The organism is Paenibacillus lignilyticus, from assembly GCF_017942085.1.
GTDB classification, from domain to species: domain Bacteria; phylum Bacillota; class Bacilli; order Paenibacillales; family Paenibacillaceae; genus Paenibacillus_Z; species Paenibacillus_Z lignilyticus.
The window spans coordinates 178,445-196,814 of the sequence record NZ_JAGKSP010000004.1; the positions used below are offsets into that span (position 1 = coordinate 178,445).

Genomic DNA, 18,370 nt, shown 5'->3' on the forward strand with positions numbered 1-18,370 from the left:
GGTGATTGCGTAAATGGCTTCTTTTCATAGTAATAAAATCAATCCGGATCGGTTCAGCTTCGGGCAATGGAAATTCTTTCTCTTCCTCGTATCGCTGTCCGTGTTTATGATCTTGCCGATTATATTTATTTTCTCTCAGGCGCTTAAGCCTGTAGACGAACTGTTTCTATATCCGCCGAAGCTGTTTGTTCAGCATCCGACGTGGAGTAACTTCGCAACACTGTTCAGCGTCGGCGACGTTTCGGCGGTGCCGAAGACGAAATATTTGTTCAACAGCATCCTTGTGACAGGCTCGGTCGTCTTCCTGTCCATCGTGATCTGTTCGATGACAGGGTTCGCGTTGTCCAAAAAAGAATTCAAGATGAAGAAGGTCGTCTTCGAGGTTAACATCATCGCGCTGATGTTTGTACCGGCAGCGGTAACGATTCCGCGCTACTTGGTCATCGAGAAGCTCGGGCTGACGGATAACTTCCTAGGTCATATCTTGCCGATGCTTTCCTTGCCGGTAGGCGTGTTCCTGGTCAAGCAATTCGTCGATCAAATCCCGAATGCGCTCATCGAGGCAGCGCAGCTTGACGGAGCGAACGATTATTACGTATTCCGCAAGCTCGTTATTCCGATGATTATGCCGGCGCTTGCGACCGTTGCGATTCTATCGTTCCAATTGGCTTGGAACAATGCGGAAACCTCTTCGTTATTCATGAGCAAAGAAACGCTGAAGACGTTCGCTTTCTACATGAGTACGCTGACGACGACTACCGCGATGGAAAATAATATTGCCGGTCAAGGGATGGCAGCGGCGGCAGCGCTTCTGATGTTTATTCCGAACTTGGCCATCTTCATATTCATGCAAAGCAAAGTAATGGATACGATGGCGCATTCCGGTTTGAAGTGAGGAGGAGAACAATGTTCAGATTCAGATGGCTCACACTTCTCGTTGCCGCTGCGCTATTGGTTGGTTCGACTACTGCTTATGCGGACGTGCCTTATCCTACCTTCACAATCGATGAAAAAGGTCATGGCATTATGATGCAGAACGCCTACATGCCGGTAGGCGCAATCGACGGGTACAGCATCTTTGGCGAGAATGAAGCGCTAAGCAACGGAAAAGTGGAGCTGAATAGCCCGCAGGATATTTTTGTAGATAACGAAGACCATGTGTACGTTGCAGATACAGGCAACGCCCGAATTGTGGAATTGGACTCATGGGGGAACTTCATCCGAATTATCGGCGAAGGGGAATTGAAGCAGCCGAAAGGCGTTTTCGTAACGGAAGATAAAGATATTTACGTTGCGGATTATGCCAAACAAAGCGTCGTCGTCTTCGGAAAAGACGGGAAGCTGAAGCAGACGATCGGCAAGCCGAAGTCGAAGCTGTACGGCAAAGATACGCCGTTCAAGCCGCAGAAGGTCATCGTCGATAAACGCGGCAGCATTTATATTATCGGCGAAGGTCTTATCCAAGGTCTTGTCCGATTGGACAAGGAAGGCAAATTCCTTGGCTACTTCGGCGGTAACCGCGCGGGCTTCAACCTGCTGAAGACGCTTCAGCGCATGTTCTATACGAAAGCTCAGCTTAGCAAAATGACACGGGAAATGCCGATTTCGCCGACGAATATCTCGGTTGATTCGGAAGGACTTATCTATACGAGTACGACAGGGATTAACGGCGGCGCCATCAAGAAGCTGAACGTAGCGGGCAAGGATTTGCTCGGCGGCACGTGGTCGCTTAATCAGGTTTCCGATATTACGACCGACGTCATGGGCAATATCTATGCGGTCGATGCCGGTGAAGGCATGATCCTGGAGTATAACCGCGACGGTAACTTGATGTTCCTCTTCAGTTACAACGACACGGGCGAACAACGTCTCGGCTTGCTGGCGGCACCGACGGGCATTGCCGTCACATCCGATGGCAGACTGCTTGTCCTGAGCGGCGAACGCGGCAACGTTACGGTGTTCCAGCCAACGGCGTTCACGAAGCTGGTACACGAAGCGCTGGGTCTTTACCTGGACGGCAAATACGTACAAAGCCGTGAACCGTGGAATGAAGTGCTGCGTCAGAACAGCTTGTTCTCGCTGGCACACACCGGTATCGGCCTTGCCTACTTCAAAGAAGGCAAATACCAGGAAGCATTCGAGAAATTCGAGTTTTCCAAAAACAAGAAGGAATACTCCAACGCGTACTGGGAACTCCGGCGCGAATGGATTATGAAACACGCGGTTGATGTAGCGTTCAGCATCCTGGGCGCCATTATTGCTTTGATGGCCATTCGGTTTGCTTACCGGAAGTATCAATTCGGCAAGCCGGTCGTTCTCGCTTGGCTGAAGGTGACGAGACAATGGTTCGTCGCGCAGCTGCTTCATATTTTCCGTATGCTGCGGCATCCGATTGAAGGCTATTACGAGCTGGAGCATAACAACAAAGCTTCGGTAGCATCGGCTACCGTCTTGCTGGCCGTACTGTTCGGTGTTCGCTTGTTCGGCCTCTATACGACGAACTTCTTGTTCGCAACGATGGAGCCGATGCAAATTAACATCGTGACCGAGCTGCTCAAGCTGCTCATCCCGCTGTTTGCGTGGGTCATCTCCAACTACCTCGTCAGCGTCATCAACGATGGGGAAGGCAGCTTCAAGAACATCTATAAAGGGACGATTTATGCGCTGTCCCCTTACATTATTTTTGCAATTCCGCTGGCGATTATGTCACGTGGCCTAACCCTGATGGAGGGTGTCATTTATAACTACTCCTACAATATCGTCATTCTGTGGTGTGCGCTTCTGCTCTTCATTATGGTGAAGGAGATCCACGGCTACGAAATTAAGGAGACTGTTAGAAACATCGTTCTCACGATCATCGGCATGCTGATTATGGCATTTGTTGCGTTTATCCTGTTCGGCTTGTCGAACCAGGTGTGGGAATTTGTTTACTCGTTATTCCAAGAGGTGAATCTGCGTGTCGATTAACAAGAAACCGATTGTCCTGGTCGCGTCTGCTGCGCTTGCAGCGGCAGGGTTGTATCAGTTCGCATATGGGGCTACAGTTGAGCATCAATCAACTGAGGGTCAGAGCAAAATCGTTCTTAATAAGCAGGAAGGCTCATTCCCTTATCGTTCGAACAATTATACGATGCCGGAGAAGGCAGCAGGCGCCATTGCGAATCGCACGATTCCGTCTGACTACAAGAAGATCGGCGAATCCGGCTCGCTGGAGCTGTATATGGCAAATGCTTCGCTGGCCATTATGGTGAAGAACAAGGAGAGCGGTTATGTGTGGGCGTCCACGCCTAACGACGCCGATCTGCAAAATGCCGAGCTGAACGATGAGTGGCAGACCGCCGTTAAATCGCCGGTGCTGCTCGAATATTATAACGATCAAGAGATGCTGAGCACGGGAAATTTCCTGTCGCTCGGCGGTAAAGTCGACGGCGTTGAGCCGATCGAGCAAGGGGTTCGCGTGAAGCTGACGTTCGGAACGCTGAATGCCGGCATCGCACTCGAAGTCAAGATCGAGAACGATTCGCTCGTTGTCTCGATCCCATCGGACTCCATGTGGGAGAAAGGCGTCAGCAAGCTGGCTTCCATTCAGGCGTATCCGTTCCTCGGCGCGGTGCACAAGGCGGATATTCCGGGCTATCTGTTTATTCCGGACCGTTCAGGCGCGTTGATTCGTTTCAGCAAAGCGCATTCCCGGTTCGACGAACCGTACGTCGGCAAGATTTACGGCACGGACTACACTTCCGATGGCAACATGAATACCGGCCGTACATCGGTTCCGGTATTCGGGATCGTGCACGGCAGCGGGCAGAACGGCGTCCTTGGCATCGTTGAGGACGGCCGGTTCAATGCCAAGATTGTCGCTTATCCGAGCGGGCTGAGCACGGACTTCTATTGGGTCGCTCCGAAATTCGAAATCCGCTACGGCTACTTCCAGCCGACGAGCAAATCGATGGGCGGCTACAATACGTTCCAGAAGGATGCACTGAAGACGGACCGCCAAGTCCGTTATAAGTTCCTTGGCGGCAAGGAAGCGGATTATGTAGGCATGGCGAAGACGTACAGAACGTACTTGCAGGAGAAAGGCGAGCTCGTCAAGGAGAAATCGACGAAGAGCAAAGCCGATGTTCCGATGCAGGTTCGTCTGCTGGGCGGAGAGACGGAAGCGAGCGCATTCGGCGCCAAGGTCGTTCCGATGACGACGTTTAATCAGGCGAAGACGATTGTCGACAGTCTGGAGAAGAACGGCATTACGAACTTGAAGACGGTGCTGGAGGGCTGGAACGACGGCGGCTTGAACGGCGAACGTCCTGCCGAGTTCCCGGTGGAGTCCAAACTTGGCGGGAATGCGGGCTTGAAGGATCTGAAGAAGTACTTGGAAGGGAAAGACATTCCGGTCTATCTCTATAATAACTACACGGTCGCTTTTGAAAATTCGGATCTGCTCAATTTCAAATCAGATGCCGTTCGCGCGATTAACAATGAAATTAACGAGTTTCCGTTCTTCGGCTGGGGCGACAGCGATTTCTTCTCCGATATAATGGCAAGGGACATTAGTCCGGGCAAATCGGTTGAAATTGCCAAAGACGATGCCGAGGAAATGAAAGATCTTGGCGTAGATGGGCTGGCGCTTGATATTACGGGCAGCACGCTCGTTTCCGACTATAACAAGAAGCATCCGTTTACACGTGAGCAGACAGCCAACGCGTATCGCGAGCTCGCCGCTAACTTCAAGAACAACTTGAGTGAGCTGGCGGTTTATCAAGCCAACGACTACCTGTGGAAATACACGGATACGATGTTCGGCATGGGTTCCGGCGCTTCGCAGTACATGTATGAAACGGATACGATTCCGTTCCTGCAAATCGTCCTGCATGGCTATATCGATTATTTCGGCTGGCCGTCCAACTCGGCTTCGAGTCCGCGCGAGGATACGCTGCGCATGATCGATTACGGTCAATACCCATCGTACCTGCTTACGCATGAGCCGTATTGGAAGCTGAGAGACACGCCTTCGGTAGATTTGCTGACAACGCAATATACCGATTTGGAGCAGCCGATTAAGGAAACGTACAAAGCCGTGAACCAAGCGCTCGGCAAGGTTCAGGATGCAACGATTGAAGCGCGCGTCGTGCCGGATTACGGCATCTCGGCAGTCAAGTATTCCAACGGTGTGGAAATTGTAGTGAACTACACATCAAGCGACTACACATACAACGAAGTCAGCGTCAAGGCGAAGAGCTTCGCTGTCATCGGGGGTGAGTAAGTTGAAAGTGACCAAAAAAATGAGAGAGGCGCTCACCGGGTACGCCCTGGTGTCGCCTTGGATTATTGGCTTTATCCTTTTTATGGCTTATCCGATTTATTACTCGGTATATTTGAGCTTACACAAGGTCACCATCAGCGCAGATGGCATCGTAACTGAATATACCAAAGGGGATAACTACAAATATGCGTTTCTGTCCGATCCGGAATTTGTAGAGAAGCTGCTGCTGTTTGTTAAATCGGCAATCGGCATGATCCCGATTATTATCGTATTCTCGATGCTGGTAGCCTTGCTCATTAATCAGCCGATTCGAATGAAAGGACTGTTCAGAGCGATTTTCTTCTTACCGGTCGTCATTACGAGCGGCGAGGTTGTCAATGAGCTGTTCAGTCAAGGGGCAACGGCAATTCCGCTTGTCGAGAAATATGGGATTATCGAGATTATTAAAGATAATTTGAGTCCGGCATGGTCTTCGCCGATCATTAGCCTGATTCAACAGCTCATCTTGATTCTGTGGTTCTCCGGCGTACAAATTCTGATCTTCCTGGCAGGTTTGCAGAAGGTCAATAAGCAAGTCTATGAAGCTGCCTCCATCGATGGCGCATCGCCATGGGTAAGCTTCTGGAAAGTAACATTGCCTGCCATTAAGCCGTTTATCGCGGTGAATATGATTTATACGACGGTTGATTTGTTCACAAACTCGTTCAGCGATGTCATAGAGCTAATCAAGGAGAATATGTTCAACCTGACAACCGGCTTCGGTTACGCAACCGCAATCGCTTGGATTTACTTCGGTGTCATATTTGTCTTCTTGCTCTTGATTCTGCTGCTGTTCCGCAACAACGATGACGTGAATGTGAGACCGAAGAGGAGGAGAGCTTAATGGAACGAACATCAAAGTTGCAGTTGCAGAAGGCTTTTCTGCTTCGTACGTTCAATCGCGGCAAACGCATTCTGATGGGAAGACAAGGCAACGACGGAATCGTATTCAAATTGTTAGTCTACGCGCTGCTTATTAGCATCGGGTTCGTTTATTTGTATCCGATTCTCTATCTTGTCTCGCAAAGCTTTAAGAGTTTATCCGACTTGCTGGATCCAACGGTGCTCTGGCTGCCGCAGAAGCTGTACCTGGAGAACTTCACGCAAGCTTGGCATGTTCTTGATTACATGGATACCTTCTGGAATTCGGTCTTGAACTCCGTCGTTCCGGCGATCGGTCAAACCGTTTCCTGCGCGGTCGTTGGATACGGGATTGCGAAATTCCATTTCCCGGGCAAATCGATCGTGCTTGGGCTGATGATGATTACGTTCATCGTTCCGTCCCAGGTCGTGATGATCCCGCTTTACTTGATGTTCAATGAGTACCATATGCTTGGCTCATCGCTGCCGTTCATCGTGCCGACGATCTTCGCGCAAGGGATTAAAGGCGTGCTGTTCATCTTGATTTATACGCAATTTTTCCGGACGATCCCCGCATCGCTCGAAGAAGCGGCTCAGATGGATGGAGCCGGCTTTATCAGGACCTTCTTTACGGTTATCTTGCCAATCTCTACACCGGCTATCGTCGTTGTATTGCTCTTCTCGACAGTATGGCATTGGAACGAAACGTACCTGACCTCGCTCTACTTGGGTGAGAGCATGACGACGCTGCCTCTGCAATTGAAAACGTTCAATGACTCGTTCACGAAGCTGTATGGCGGCGGGGCAGCGGTTGGCGGCGGTCAGACGAAGAATATCAATGAATCGATCCGCATGGCCGGCACGCTGCTAATCGTACTTCCGCTGCTGATCCTCTACATGTTCGCGCAGAGACGATTCGTAGAAGTAGTAGATAAAACAGGTATTACAGGCGAGTAATTCGATTGAATCTCAGACGAATTGGAGAGGGTGTTTAGGATGACAAAGAAGTTAAAGGTTGCCGTTATCGGGGCGGGCGGCATTTTCCAATGGGCGCACTCCGCTCCGCTGAAGAACCATGAAGAGCTTGAAGTCGTTGCGATCGTCGATATCGACCTGGCGAAAGCGCAAGCCGCGGCTGAGCAGCACGGCATTCCGCAAGCATTCAGCGATTATCGCGATGTCATCAAGATGGAAGAGATCGACATCATCGATATTTGCACGCCGAATCTGTTCCACTCCGAGATCGCAGTTGCAGCGCTTGAAGCCGGCAAACATGTTTTCTGCGAGAAGCCGGATGCGGTAAATCCGGATGAAGCGATCAAGATGCAGCAAGCGGCGGCGACAAGCGGCAAAGTGCTTATGGTGATGCGCAACAACCGCTTCCGTCCGGCATCGAAGTTCATCAAGGAGTGGATTAACGGAGGCAACCTCGGCGAAGCCTATGCAGGCCGCTGCGGTTGGACTCGCCGCCGCGGTATTCCGGGCAAAGGCGGCTGGTTTACGACCAAGGAGCTGTCCGGCGGAGGTCCGTTGATCGACCTTGGCGTTCACTTCATCGACTTGGCGATCTGGTTCATGGGTAATCCAAAGCCGATCTCGGTAACCGGGGCAACCTACACGAAATTTGCGGACGCAGACGATATCGCAGGCTCCGAGCACAGCAAGTTCGGCGAGAAATCGGAAGGCGAAGGCATCTTCGACGTGGAGGATCTTGCGATCGGATTTATCCGCTTCGATAACGGCGCATCGCTCCAAATCGAGTTCAGCTGGGCCTCCAACATCGAGCAGGAAGAGAATTTCGTTGAGCTTCGCGGCACGAAGGCGGGCTTCCGATTCAGTAACGGCAAGCTTGGCATCTTCGGTGAATCGAATGGCACCGTAACGGATCTTGTTCCTCACGTAGGCGAAGACACGGGCGGACATGGCGAGAACCTGTACCATTTCGTGGATGTCGTGCAAGGCCGCGTGAACCCGATCTTCACCATCGATCAAGGCGTGGATATGATCAAAATTTTATCTGCTATCTATGAATCCGCCCGTACAGGATCAGAAGTTAAACTGTAAGGGGATGCGTTAGTGGTGTTCCGGTATCGCCGTCCATGAACGGCAGGCGATACCGAACATCTGCCGCATCAAGGATTCTTTTTTTATGAGCATATAGGCGTGTACAAGTTTCACCTGATCAAGGAGGATTGCAAAGTGAAATTGACGGATGAACAGCTATTGGAGCTGGAGAGCAAACGGAGCTTCTACTTCTTCTGGGAAGAGGCGAATAGCGATAAAGAGAGTCCGGGATTCGGCTTAATCGTAGACCGTGCGCCGGGCGACGCTTCGATGTGCAGCGTGGCTTCGGTTGGATTCGGTTTGACCGCACTTATGATTGGCGTGGAACGCGAGTGGATTTCCCGCAGCCAAGGCTATGAACGGGCGCTGGGAACGCTGAACACCTTGCTGGAGCATGCGGAGCAGGTCAACGGATTTTTCTATCATTTTCTCGATATGCATACAGCTAAGCGTTATCGCGACTGCGAGGTTTCCGTTATCGATACGGCGATCGCGCTTTGCGGTGCGATTGCCGCCGGTGAATATTTTGGCTGCGATGTGAGAGAGCGAGCGCAGCAGCTCTATGAGCGCATTGATTGGAATTGGTATCGGGATCCGGAAACGAACCAGTTCTACATGGGCTATGCCCCGGAACGCGGCTTCTTCGGCAGATGGGATCTCTATGCGGAGCAGTTCATGATGTATTTCCTCGCTGCCGCATCGCCTACACATCCGGTAGACCCGAGCATGTTCTATGATTTTGGCCGCCAATATGGGACGTATGGCAATAATCCGCCGTTTATCTATACTTGGTTAGGCTCGCTGTTTGCCTTCCAATTCTCCCATGCCTGGTTTGATCTTCGCGGCAGGGTAGACCGCGATCATATCGATTGGTGGGAGAACTCCGTTGTCGCTACCAGAGTCAACCGGGATTACTGCATCGCCAATCAGGCGGTATTCCGCACCTTCGGGCCAGACGCTTGGGGACTAACCGCATGTGACGGGCCAACAGGTTACAGCGGTCGTTACGGCGCAGCGCCTTCCGGTCGTGACAGTGCGAACGATCAGCATGTACCCGACGGTACGGTACCGCCGGCTGGGGCTGCAGGATCAATTCCATTTATGCCGCAGGAAGTGATAAGCGCCTTGCGGAATTATTATGAGAACTACCCGCAGCTATGGGGCCAATACGGCTTCAAGGACAGCTACAACTTAGATGTAACACCGGCGTGGTTCGCGGACGATGTTATCGGCATCGACAAGGGGATTACGCTGCTCATGATAGAGAATTACAGAAGCGGGCTGGTTTGGAACTATTTTATGAAAAACCGTTATGTCCGAGAAGGCTTGATGAAATGTGAAATTCGTGAGAAGCAGCACTCATAGAACGCGATTTGGAGGCTGGCATGCATATGAAGTATTCCATTCCGTCTTATTCGTTTCACGGTTTACACAGGGAAGGCAAGATCGACCTCTTCGGCTATTTCGAAACGGTTAAATACCGGTATCACCTGAATTGCGCCGATATTTGGAACATGATGTTTGAGAGCTATGACGAGGATTATTTGCGGAAACTGAGAGAAGCGTTAGATGAGAAGGAAATGTATGTAGCCAATCTTTGCGTGGATGCGGCCGAAGTCTGGGATGTTGACCCGTTGAAGCGCGAGCAATTCTATCAGAATGGATTAAAGAATCTCCGTGCCGCTGTCATCCTCGGCGCGCAGACCGTTCGGATCGATATGGGCGGTCGTGAGCTGGAAATGTCGGAGGAGCAGTTTGACTACACCGTTATGCGGTACAAGGAATATGCGGCATTTGCAGCTGAACACGGGTTCATGGTTGGACCGGAGAACCATTGGGGATCATCGCGGGTGCCCGAGAACGTTCGCAAGGTGTCTGAAGCCGTCGATCATCCGAATTTCGGCATTCTGCTGCACTTTGAGAATTGGGATGTGGACAAGGAGAACGGAGATCGCCTTTGCGCGAAGTATGCCTTCCATACGCATCTGGCGGCATGGGTCGTTCCTTCCTGTGAAGAGAAGATGAGCATCTTGCAGGAAGCCGGATACCAAGGGCATCTAGGCATAGAACATCACTCGTCGAAGAATGAATACGCACAAGTGGCGTGGCAATTTGCGTCAGCGCGAAATACCTGGGCTTCGATGCAAGCGAAACAAGCGGAGGTGCTTGGAGCATGAGCGCGAAGACCATCCGAATCGGTATTATTGGCGCTGGGCTGATCGGCAAGGAACACTTGGAGAGATATGCGAAAATCGAGGGCGCCGAAGTAGTGGCGCTCTGCGACATCAATGAAACGCAGCTAAGGAAGATGGCAGATCAGTTCGGCGTTCCGAATACGTATACGGATTTCAAGGCGCTCATTGCGCGCGATGATCTCGATGCGGTTGATGTGTGTTTGCACAACAACCTCCATGCACCTATTACGATTGCCGCGCTCGAAGCGGGCAAGCATGTGTATTGCGAGAAGCCGATTGCAGGTTCTTATGCGGACGGCAAGCGGATGCTGGATGCAGCCAAGCAAGCCGGCCGAATGCTGCATGTGCAGCTGAGTTTCCTCTATCTTATCGAGACGATTGCGGCGAAGATGCTGATTGAGGATGGGAAGCTGGGCAAGCTCTATCATGCCCGCTCGACCGGTCACCGCAGACGCGGGCGCCCGTTCGTAGACGGATATGCGACGAAGGAATTTAATCGCAAGGCCACCGCATCCGGCGGCGCTTTGTTTGATATGGGCGTGTACCGCATCTCGCAGCTGCTCTACTTGATGGGATTGCCGAAAGTGAAAACGATTACCGGCAAGACGTATCAGGAAGTGGAGATGGATGAGGCGCGCAGAGCGATTAGCGGCTTCGATGTGGAAGAGCTCGGCGTCGGCTTCGTCCGGTTCGAAGGTGGATTGACGCTGGACATTATCGAAGCATGGGCCATTCATCTGAACGGCTTCGAAGGAAGCAGTCTGGTCGGCAATATCGGCGGGGTGCGGCTCCCCGGACATACCAGTCAAGGTAAAACGCCTTTCAGCTATCATACTCAGCTGAGCGATATGGATATGGACGCGACGTTCGATCTTAGCTATGCCAATTACCGCTGGCATCAGCTTCGGGAGAATACGGATGCTTATGATTCGTCGCAGGAGCACTGGATTGCAGCCCTGCAAGGCCGAGTAGAGCTGCTGCCAACCGCAGAGATCGCCCTGCAAACCATTCTGGTAAGTGAAGGGATTTACTTATCCGACCTGCTGGAGCGGGAAGTGACGGCTGAAGAAGTGATCGCGGCCTCCCAATCGACAGCACTGAACTTATAACCAAATTATACCTATACTAAAACTCAAACAGTCAGAGTCAGGAGAATCGTATCCCCATGATTGAAATCATAAATAAACAAATTGTAATTGATGGCAAGCCCGAGCTTATTATGTGCGGCGAGGTCCATTATTATCGTCTTGCCCGCAGTGAATGGCAGGATCGGATCGATAAACTGAAGGACGCAGGCTGCAATGCGGTTGCCTCTTATGTCCCTTGGTTATGCCATGAGCCGCTTGAAGGGGAGTTTGATCTTGACGGACACACACGTCCAGAGCTCGATCTTGGCGAATTTATTGATCTTTGCGAAGCGAATGGACTTTATTTCTTCGTTCGCCCGGGTCCGTTCATTATGGCGGAGATGAAGAACGAAGGTATTCCGTTCTGGGTCTACGAGAAGCATCCGGAGGTCATCCCGCATGGCTGGGATGGTGCGGAAGCGACGACACGGACGCTTGATTACCTGGCACCGGGTTTCTTGGCTGCAGCTCGCAGCTGGTACGCCGCTGTAATGGCTGTCGTAGCACCTCGTCTGCATGGACAAGGCGGCAGCATCATTGGCGTCCAGCTTGATAATGAGATTGGCATGCTGTCTTGGGTAAGCAACTGCCCGGATTTGACGGAGCATGTCGTAGGTGACTTTACGGAATGGCTCGGCCGTACTTATGAGGCAGACAAGCTGCAAGAGCGGTATCCGTTTCATCGGTGCGATGCCGATGTTCGTTTAGCGGCCATTCGTTCGCCGGAGGAAAGCTACGCCGCTGAGCTTCTGCATGATTTGGGCTACTATATGCGTGACCGATTTGCTCGTTATGTAGCCGTGCTGCGCGAATATGCCGAAGAATTCGGTGTTCGCGATGTGCCGTTCTTCGTGAACATTCACGGCACCGGCGGCGGCCGCGGATTCACGTACCCAATCGGCATCAGCCAATTGTACGAAGCTTATACGCAAGCGCCGGGGTATCTGTCCGGCTCTGATATTTATTTTGGCGATCTGACGGTTAGCAATTTCCAAGACCTGTACTTGATTAACGGGTTTATGGATGCGGTGCATCTGCCGAATCAACCGCTCACTTCGCTGGAGTTTGAATGCGGCGACGGCAACTATGGCAATAATTTCGGCGGTCGGTATGACGTGTCGGCTGCGGACTTTAAAACCCGGATGTGTATCGCGCAAGGGAATCGGATGATCAACTATTATTTGATGACCGGCGGGAGCAATTACCGGATGGATCAGCAGCTCGGCGACGGCAATGACCGCGTCGCTTTCACCGGCGAACGCCACGGCTTCGCGGCACCGGTCAGCCCGGAAGGGGAGCTCAACTATACCTATCCGCGGATGCAGCGTGCGATCAAGACGATGATGGCCGTGAAGGATAAGCTGGCTGTTATGAACGAAGAGCATGACGGAATAGCCTTTGCATTTATTCCCGACTACTACATGACGGAATATAGGTATCCGAAGAGCGAGAAGATGAATGAGATTCTGAAGAACATCGAAGCGAACCGTGCTTACGGCGGCTGGGAAATCATGGGCCGCGGCATGCTGCTCGCAGGCTACCGATTCGCGTCGGCGGACATTCAGAATAAGCCGCTTGATCCTGCGGCTACGCCTGTGCTCGCCTTGCCGAGTGCTCGATACTTGAGTGCGGCTATTCAGCGTAAAGTGGCCGACTTCGTAATTGCCGGCGGCGGGCTGCTGCTGTACGGCGAGGTGCCGCAGTTGGATATGGAAGGCAAACCTTGTACGATTCTTAGCGACGCGCTGGGCATTCAAGTGGAAGGCATCGTTCAGAACGGACCTCACTCCTGGCCATCCGTCATTGCAGAAGGCTGGGCAGCCGGTCGCCCTGAGGTTCATACGCATTTCGCACAGCGTCTGGCGCCCGGACAAAACGATGTTATCCTGCGTTTGTATGACAGCGGATTTGTTTGCGGCGTTGAAGCAACAGCAGGACGCGGCCGTGCCATTGTCATTGCGACGGCTTACAGCGGCGATGTGCCGTTGTTCAAGACAGCCCTTGAGCGTTTGGGTGCGCAAGCCGGTTTGACGCATGATAATCGCTATCTGGGGATATTCACCACGTCGACGGTTAATAATGAAGGCGAACGATTCGTGCATATCCTTAATCTGGACGGCTTTGATAAAGAGCTTCGTCTCACAGATCGCGGCGGGCAGCTGTTTGGCGGTCGCAGCATCCGGATTGCCAGCAAAGACGGCGTCATGCTGCCGATCGGGATGACGTTCGGCGAGGTGCGAATTGTCTACTCAACCGCTGAAATTACAGCCGTTTCTCAGGAATCGTTATCTTTCCGATTAACGCAGGCAGAAGATGTTATCGCGCTCGATACCGCGCGCGAGATCTTGCCAAGCGCGGATTACTCGGTAGAGGAACAAGACGGCGTGAAGCTGGTCGTATCGCGGAAGCATGCTAAAGTGGATGATCAACTTACCGTTCTATTTGCGTAAACTAATTCTTTCCGCTACCGTGAAGGTAGACTATAGTCTTAATCGAACGAAAAACCCCGAGAAATCGGGGTTTTTCTCTATATCCAATCGAAACGTTTCACCAAAAACAGGAATCGATGGCTAAATCGTGACAAATTTGCACGAAAAAAGTTATAAAATTTAAGATGAAAGCCTTTTACCATCGAGAACAATGTGCTAATATGGGTTTTGTGAAACGTTTCGACAAAGTTAGTGACGAAAATTGTCACTATTTGTGAATGTGAATGTAATTTTGAACAAAACACCTTTTTTGGTTGTGAAAGCGGTTCATTTGGATCGTTTTATTTTATAAAACAGTCGAATCGTTTCGATGGAAATTGTCGTGTCGGCAGTCGGTCAGACCTGCGGGTTTGGGACATAATAGGTGTGGTTAATACGCAACTGAAATAGGAGGATTTACCGATGGCTATGTCAACAAGCAAACAAAACGTAAGGCCCAAAAAACGCAGTGGGCTGCAAACGCAGAACATAAAGATCCTGTATCTGTTCTTGGTTCCTGCGATGGTATTAACTTTCATTTTCTCGTACCTGCCCATGTTTTCCAACTACATCGCGTTCTTGGATTATGATTTCAACAAAGGCTGGTTCGGCTTTGGCAGCGAGTTTGTCGGGTTTGACAACTTCGCCAAGTTCCTGACGGATCATAAATTTTATACATTGATCGGCCGTACGCTGCTTTACAGCGTGACGATGATGATTGCCACCTTCCCTGCGCCTTTGATTTTCGCGCTGCTGCTCAATGAGCTTCGCGGCGAACGCTTCAAACGCATTGTTCAAACCACTTCCTATATTCCGCATTTCGTATCATGGGTAACGGTTGCCGGTTTGTTCTACATGTTCCTTACTGTTGATGCTACAGGGATTATCAATAACCTGCGCCAACTGATTGATCCGGCAGCCGAACGTATCTCGTTCATGCAGGATGCGAAGAACTTCCTTCCCGTTCTTGTCATCTCCGAAGTGTGGAAAGAGACAGGCTGGGGAACGATCTTGTATCTTGCAGCGCTAACGAGCATTGACCCGCAGCAATACGAAGCCGCACAAGTGGATGGCGCGAGTCGCTGGCAGCGTCTGATGTATATCACGCTTCCGGGTTTGATCCCAACCATGTGTATCCTTCTGATCTTCTCGCTCAGCGGATTGCTTGCAACTAACTTCGACCAAGTGTTCAACTTGCAAAATAAAATGATTCGTCTGGATACGGACACCATTGGCGTTTATACGTACTACCAAGGTCTTGTAAGCGGACAGTATTCGTACTCTGCCGCGGTCGGTCTATTCCAAGGCGTAATCTCCTTTATTCTGATTATGGCTACTAACTACACGACGAAGCGCCTCAGTAACGTAGGTATCATTTAAAGGAAGGGGTTACCGGAACCTTATGAAAGCGAACAGAATTAAGCGAACAACAGGTGAGCGCACATTTGATGTCTTCAACATCCTACTTATGTTGATCTGGGCGATAACCGCGATATATCCGTTCTGGTATATCTTGGTAATGTCCTTCAATACAGGAGCTGATGCGGCCGCTGGCCCGATCTGGTTCTTTCCACGCGTATTTACGCTAGAGAATTATGCCTTTGTGTTTCAATATGATCGTCTTCACTCTGCGTTTATCGTAACGACGCTGCGCTGTATCATCGGACCCGTTCTGTCGGTAGTCGTCACGATGCTGGCAGCCTTCGCACTGTCGAAGCGATTCTTGCCGGGGCGTAAGTCGATTCTCTTCTTCTTTATGATCCCGATGTTTATCGGGGGGACGATCATTTCCAACTACGTTGTCATTTCGAAACTGGATCTGGTCAACAATTTCTTGGTTTACGTTCTACCGGGTGCGTTTGGCTTCTTCAGCATGATCATCATGCGTACGCACATTGAAGATTTGCCTGCTGAGCTGCAGGAATCGGCTTTCATCGACGGTGCCGGTTATGTCCGCATCTTCGTGCAAATTATATTCCCGCTTTGCATGCCGGTTATTGCCGCTTTCGCGTTCTTCGCAGTCGTGGGCAACTGGCTGGACTATTACACGAACTTGATCTACGTTACAGACCGCAGCTTGAGCACGCTGCAGTTCGTATTGTACGAAATCATCAACCGTGCGGAAGCGAACACGATGATCGATTTCACGAAGACTTCCGGGGCTGCCGCGCGCAGACTTCTGGCTCAGAAAAACAACACCGTTCCTACGCCTGAGGTTATTAAAATGACCGTCATGGTCGTAGTAACGTTCCCACTGCTATTCGTTTACCCGTTCTTCCAGAAGTATTTCGTTAAAGGGATGTTAACTGGAGCAGTTAAGGCTTAATAAGCCACTGCTTTTCCATAGTTAATTAAACACCATCAAAGGGAGGCTTTACGGTATTATGAAAAAGGTAGTCATGATTATGTTCGCTGTTCTGCTGGCTGTTTCTCTGGCTGGCTGCGGCGGCTCCAAGAACGAAAACAACGCACCGAACAATACGGGCTCAAACACGGGCGCTCCGGTTGATCCGGCAAACTTTAAGGAAATCCATTTGGAAGTCCTTAGCCAATTGCCGACAAACCCACGTAAGCCGGTTGAAGACAAACTAACGCCAATCTGGCGCGAGAAAACAAAAGTTATTCCTGATTTCGTTGAAATTCCGGCGGGCACTGACTATAAAAGCTGGCTGCAAATGCAAATTCTTGCTGATACCGTTCCAGCGGTAATCGCGAACCAAAACGGGATCGCAGACGATGCCGACAACATGGAAATGCTCAAGAAGGCAGGCATGGTTCGCGAAATCACGCTTGATGAAATGACAAAGTATATGCCGCTTACGGCTGCACGTTTATCTGAGCTGGGCGTTACGATGGAACAATGGTACAAAGCAAGCGTAGATCCAACTGACGGTAAGCTATGGGCGATTCCTTCGCTGCCAAGCCCGTTGCTGAAAGAAGAATACCGCAAAACACCTTACGGCGACTCCCGTTTGGGTAACGGCGGTTATGGCGTATGGATGCGCGATGATATTTTGAAAAAAATCTTCCCGAACGCAATGAGCGCAGCTGAACTGAAGAAGCTGGCCGTTGAGAACAATGGTAAATTGTCGCTTGAGCAAATCATGGATATCCCGATCAAAAATCTGGATGACTTGTATGCTTACTTGGAAAAAGTAAAAGCGTTGAACATTCAAGAAAACGGCAAAACCATTACACCCGGACACCTTCAATTGGATAACACTAGAGGCGCGCTTCAATGGTCCTTGTTCACGGCTAGCGGCTTGAATATGAGCCAGGCTTATCCACTCGTAATCAACGAGTCCAAAAACCTGTTCGCGGATTATGAGCTGACACCGGAATGGAAATCGTACATTTCGTTTATGAACAAAGGCTTCAAAGATGGTTTGTTCGGCAAGGAATTCTACATTCAAAAGAACGAACAGCGCGATGCCAAAGTTATCAATGGTGAGTATGCAGTCGTTAATATGTGGGCTCCTATTGCAGCAAACCAAGAAAAAGTGAAAAAAGAAGGCAAAAACTATGATTGGAGATTCTACCCAATCTTCGCAACCGAGCTTGACCCAAGCAATCAGGATGCAGCAAACCAGTACTTCCCGTTGACGACAAAATGGAACTCGAAAGCCATCAACCCGAAAAAAGTTACGGACGACATGATTCCACAAGTATTGAACTGGATCGACTGGAATAACTCCCTGGAAGCAGCTGATCTACGTTCATGGGGAACTCCGGACATGTACACAGGCGAAGGTATGGAACGCCGTTACAAACCGGAATTCAAGAAGGTTGAAGAGTACAAGCTGCTTGGCAAGCAAGATGAAACAGGCGATGGCTGGTACTACGGCATTCAAGGTCAAGACAACACAATGACTAACCCAGAGGTTTACGGCCTTGCAATGGCAGACGAAATGGGCTTTGTATACTCGCCGCAAATCGTTTACCCATTCAGCGTAAGCAACTACGATCAATCTACTCTTGTAAACACAGCTTGGCAGCAGCACAACATGAAGAACATGTCGCTTTACGCGGAGCTTCCTGTTGACGAAGCTACGCAGCAAGCACGTGCAGAGTACGACACCGTTACCAACGATCTAAACAACAACCTGATTGCCCCTCATAATGATGAGCTCGATAACCTGATTGTGAAAGCCATCACCAGTCCGGTTGCTGATTTCGACAAAACGTATAAAGAATATACAGACGTACTGGCGGAAAGCGATATTGCCGACGGTATTAAGAAACAAACAGAGGCTTGGATGAAATATTACAAACTGCGTGAAGGCTTCTTGAAGAAATTGAACTAAAATAGACCAGTTGCAGCGCTCCGGCCGCTCGGCCGGAGCCTGTTACTTT

At 50.5% G+C, this 18,370-nt stretch carries 13 protein-coding genes; all 13 read left to right on the plus strand.

The genetic code is table 11. From position 1 onward, the window contains the following. Positions 1-13 precede the first annotated feature (13 nt). The 13 genes from I8J30_RS12855 (at position 14) to I8J30_RS12915 (ending at position 18,321) form a co-directional block, all read left to right on the plus strand. On the plus strand, positions 14-895 hold the full coding sequence (locus I8J30_RS12855; protein WP_091213980.1) for a carbohydrate ABC transporter permease: 882 nt from the start codon (positions 14-16) through the stop codon (positions 893-895). An 11-nt stretch (positions 896-906) separates the two neighbouring features. Beyond that, positions 907-2,967 carry a YIP1 family protein gene (locus I8J30_RS12860; RefSeq protein WP_210655345.1) on the plus strand — a complete coding sequence of 687 codons (2,061 nt, stop codon included), beginning with the start codon at positions 907-909 and terminating at the stop codon, positions 2,965-2,967. Then, positions 2,957-5,263, plus strand: a complete 2,307-nt coding sequence (locus I8J30_RS12865) for a DUF5696 domain-containing protein (protein WP_210655343.1) — start codon at positions 2,957-2,959, stop codon at positions 5,261-5,263. Before I8J30_RS12860 ends, I8J30_RS12865 begins: the two co-directional genes overlap by 11 nt. A gap of 7 nt (positions 5,264-5,270) precedes the next feature. Further along, positions 5,271-6,146 carry a carbohydrate ABC transporter permease gene (locus tag I8J30_RS12870; RefSeq protein WP_338044811.1) on the plus strand — a complete coding sequence of 292 codons (876 nt, stop codon included), beginning with the start codon at positions 5,271-5,273 and terminating at the stop codon, positions 6,144-6,146. Beyond that, a complete protein-coding gene (locus I8J30_RS12875; RefSeq protein ID WP_210655339.1) occupies positions 6,146-7,120 on the plus strand; it encodes a carbohydrate ABC transporter permease in 975 nt (324 codons plus the stop codon). The genes I8J30_RS12870 and I8J30_RS12875 overlap by 1 nt, the downstream gene beginning before the upstream one ends. Positions 7,121-7,159: 39 nt before the next feature. After that, positions 7,160-8,227 carry a Gfo/Idh/MocA family protein gene (locus I8J30_RS12880; RefSeq protein WP_210655337.1) on the plus strand — a complete coding sequence of 356 codons (1,068 nt, stop codon included), beginning with the start codon at positions 7,160-7,162 and terminating at the stop codon, positions 8,225-8,227. Positions 8,228-8,362: 135 nt separating this feature from the next. Further along, the gene (locus I8J30_RS12885) at positions 8,363-9,592 is read left to right on the plus strand and encodes a glucoamylase family protein (protein ID WP_210655335.1); all 1,230 of its coding nucleotides are present in this window, start codon (positions 8,363-8,365) and stop codon (positions 9,590-9,592) included. A 26-nt stretch (positions 9,593-9,618) separates the two neighbouring features. Next, positions 9,619-10,404, plus strand: a complete 786-nt coding sequence (locus tag I8J30_RS12890; RefSeq protein WP_210655333.1) for a sugar phosphate isomerase/epimerase family protein — start codon at positions 9,619-9,621, stop codon at positions 10,402-10,404. Continuing rightward, complete coding sequence (locus tag I8J30_RS12895) at positions 10,401-11,531, plus strand: Gfo/Idh/MocA family protein (protein ID WP_210655331.1); 1,131 nt, start codon at positions 10,401-10,403, stop codon at positions 11,529-11,531. Before I8J30_RS12890 ends, I8J30_RS12895 begins: the two co-directional genes overlap by 4 nt. 56 nt (positions 11,532-11,587) lie before the next feature. Then, positions 11,588-13,999, plus strand: a complete 2,412-nt coding sequence (locus tag I8J30_RS12900) for a beta-galactosidase (RefSeq protein ID WP_210655329.1) — start codon at positions 11,588-11,590, stop codon at positions 13,997-13,999. A 441-nt stretch (positions 14,000-14,440) separates the two neighbouring features. Next, complete coding sequence (locus I8J30_RS12905; RefSeq protein WP_091214000.1) at positions 14,441-15,397, plus strand: ABC transporter permease; 957 nt, start codon at positions 14,441-14,443, stop codon at positions 15,395-15,397. 22 nt (positions 15,398-15,419) lie between these two features. Beyond that, positions 15,420-16,343: a carbohydrate ABC transporter permease gene (locus tag I8J30_RS12910; protein ID WP_091214004.1), complete on the plus strand. Its 924-nt coding sequence runs from the start codon at positions 15,420-15,422 to the stop codon at positions 16,341-16,343. A 58-nt stretch (positions 16,344-16,401) separates the two neighbouring features. Next, positions 16,402-18,321, plus strand: coding sequence for a type 2 periplasmic-binding domain-containing protein (locus I8J30_RS12915; RefSeq protein ID WP_210655327.1), 1,920 nt, complete (start codon positions 16,402-16,404; stop codon positions 18,319-18,321). Positions 18,322-18,370 lie beyond the last annotated feature (49 nt).

Excerpts from the sequence above, each read along its gene's own strand:
- I8J30_RS12910 (WP_091214004.1), top strand. The coding sequence starts at position 15,420 with ATGAAAGCGAACAGAATTAAGCGAACAACAGGTGAGCGCACATTTGAT.
- I8J30_RS12880 (WP_210655337.1), top strand. The coding sequence starts at position 7,160 with ATGACAAAGAAGTTAAAGGTTGCCGTTATCGGGGCGGGCGGCATTTTC.
- I8J30_RS12895 (WP_210655331.1), top strand. The coding sequence starts at position 10,401 with ATGAGCGCGAAGACCATCCGAATCGGTATTATTGGCGCTGGGCTGATC.
- I8J30_RS12860 (WP_210655345.1), top strand. The coding sequence starts at position 907 with ATGTTCAGATTCAGATGGCTCACACTTCTCGTTGCCGCTGCGCTATTG.
- I8J30_RS12915 (WP_210655327.1), top strand. The coding sequence starts at position 16,402 with ATGAAAAAGGTAGTCATGATTATGTTCGCTGTTCTGCTGGCTGTTTCT.
- I8J30_RS12875 (WP_210655339.1), top strand. The coding sequence starts at position 6,146 with ATGGAACGAACATCAAAGTTGCAGTTGCAGAAGGCTTTTCTGCTTCGT.
- I8J30_RS12905 (WP_091214000.1), top strand. The coding sequence starts at position 14,441 with ATGGCTATGTCAACAAGCAAACAAAACGTAAGGCCCAAAAAACGCAGT.
- I8J30_RS12890 (WP_210655333.1), top strand. The coding sequence starts at position 9,619 with ATGAAGTATTCCATTCCGTCTTATTCGTTTCACGGTTTACACAGGGAA.
- I8J30_RS12900 (WP_210655329.1), top strand. The coding sequence starts at position 11,588 with ATGATTGAAATCATAAATAAACAAATTGTAATTGATGGCAAGCCCGAG.
- I8J30_RS12855 (WP_091213980.1), top strand. The coding sequence starts at position 14 with ATGGCTTCTTTTCATAGTAATAAAATCAATCCGGATCGGTTCAGCTTC.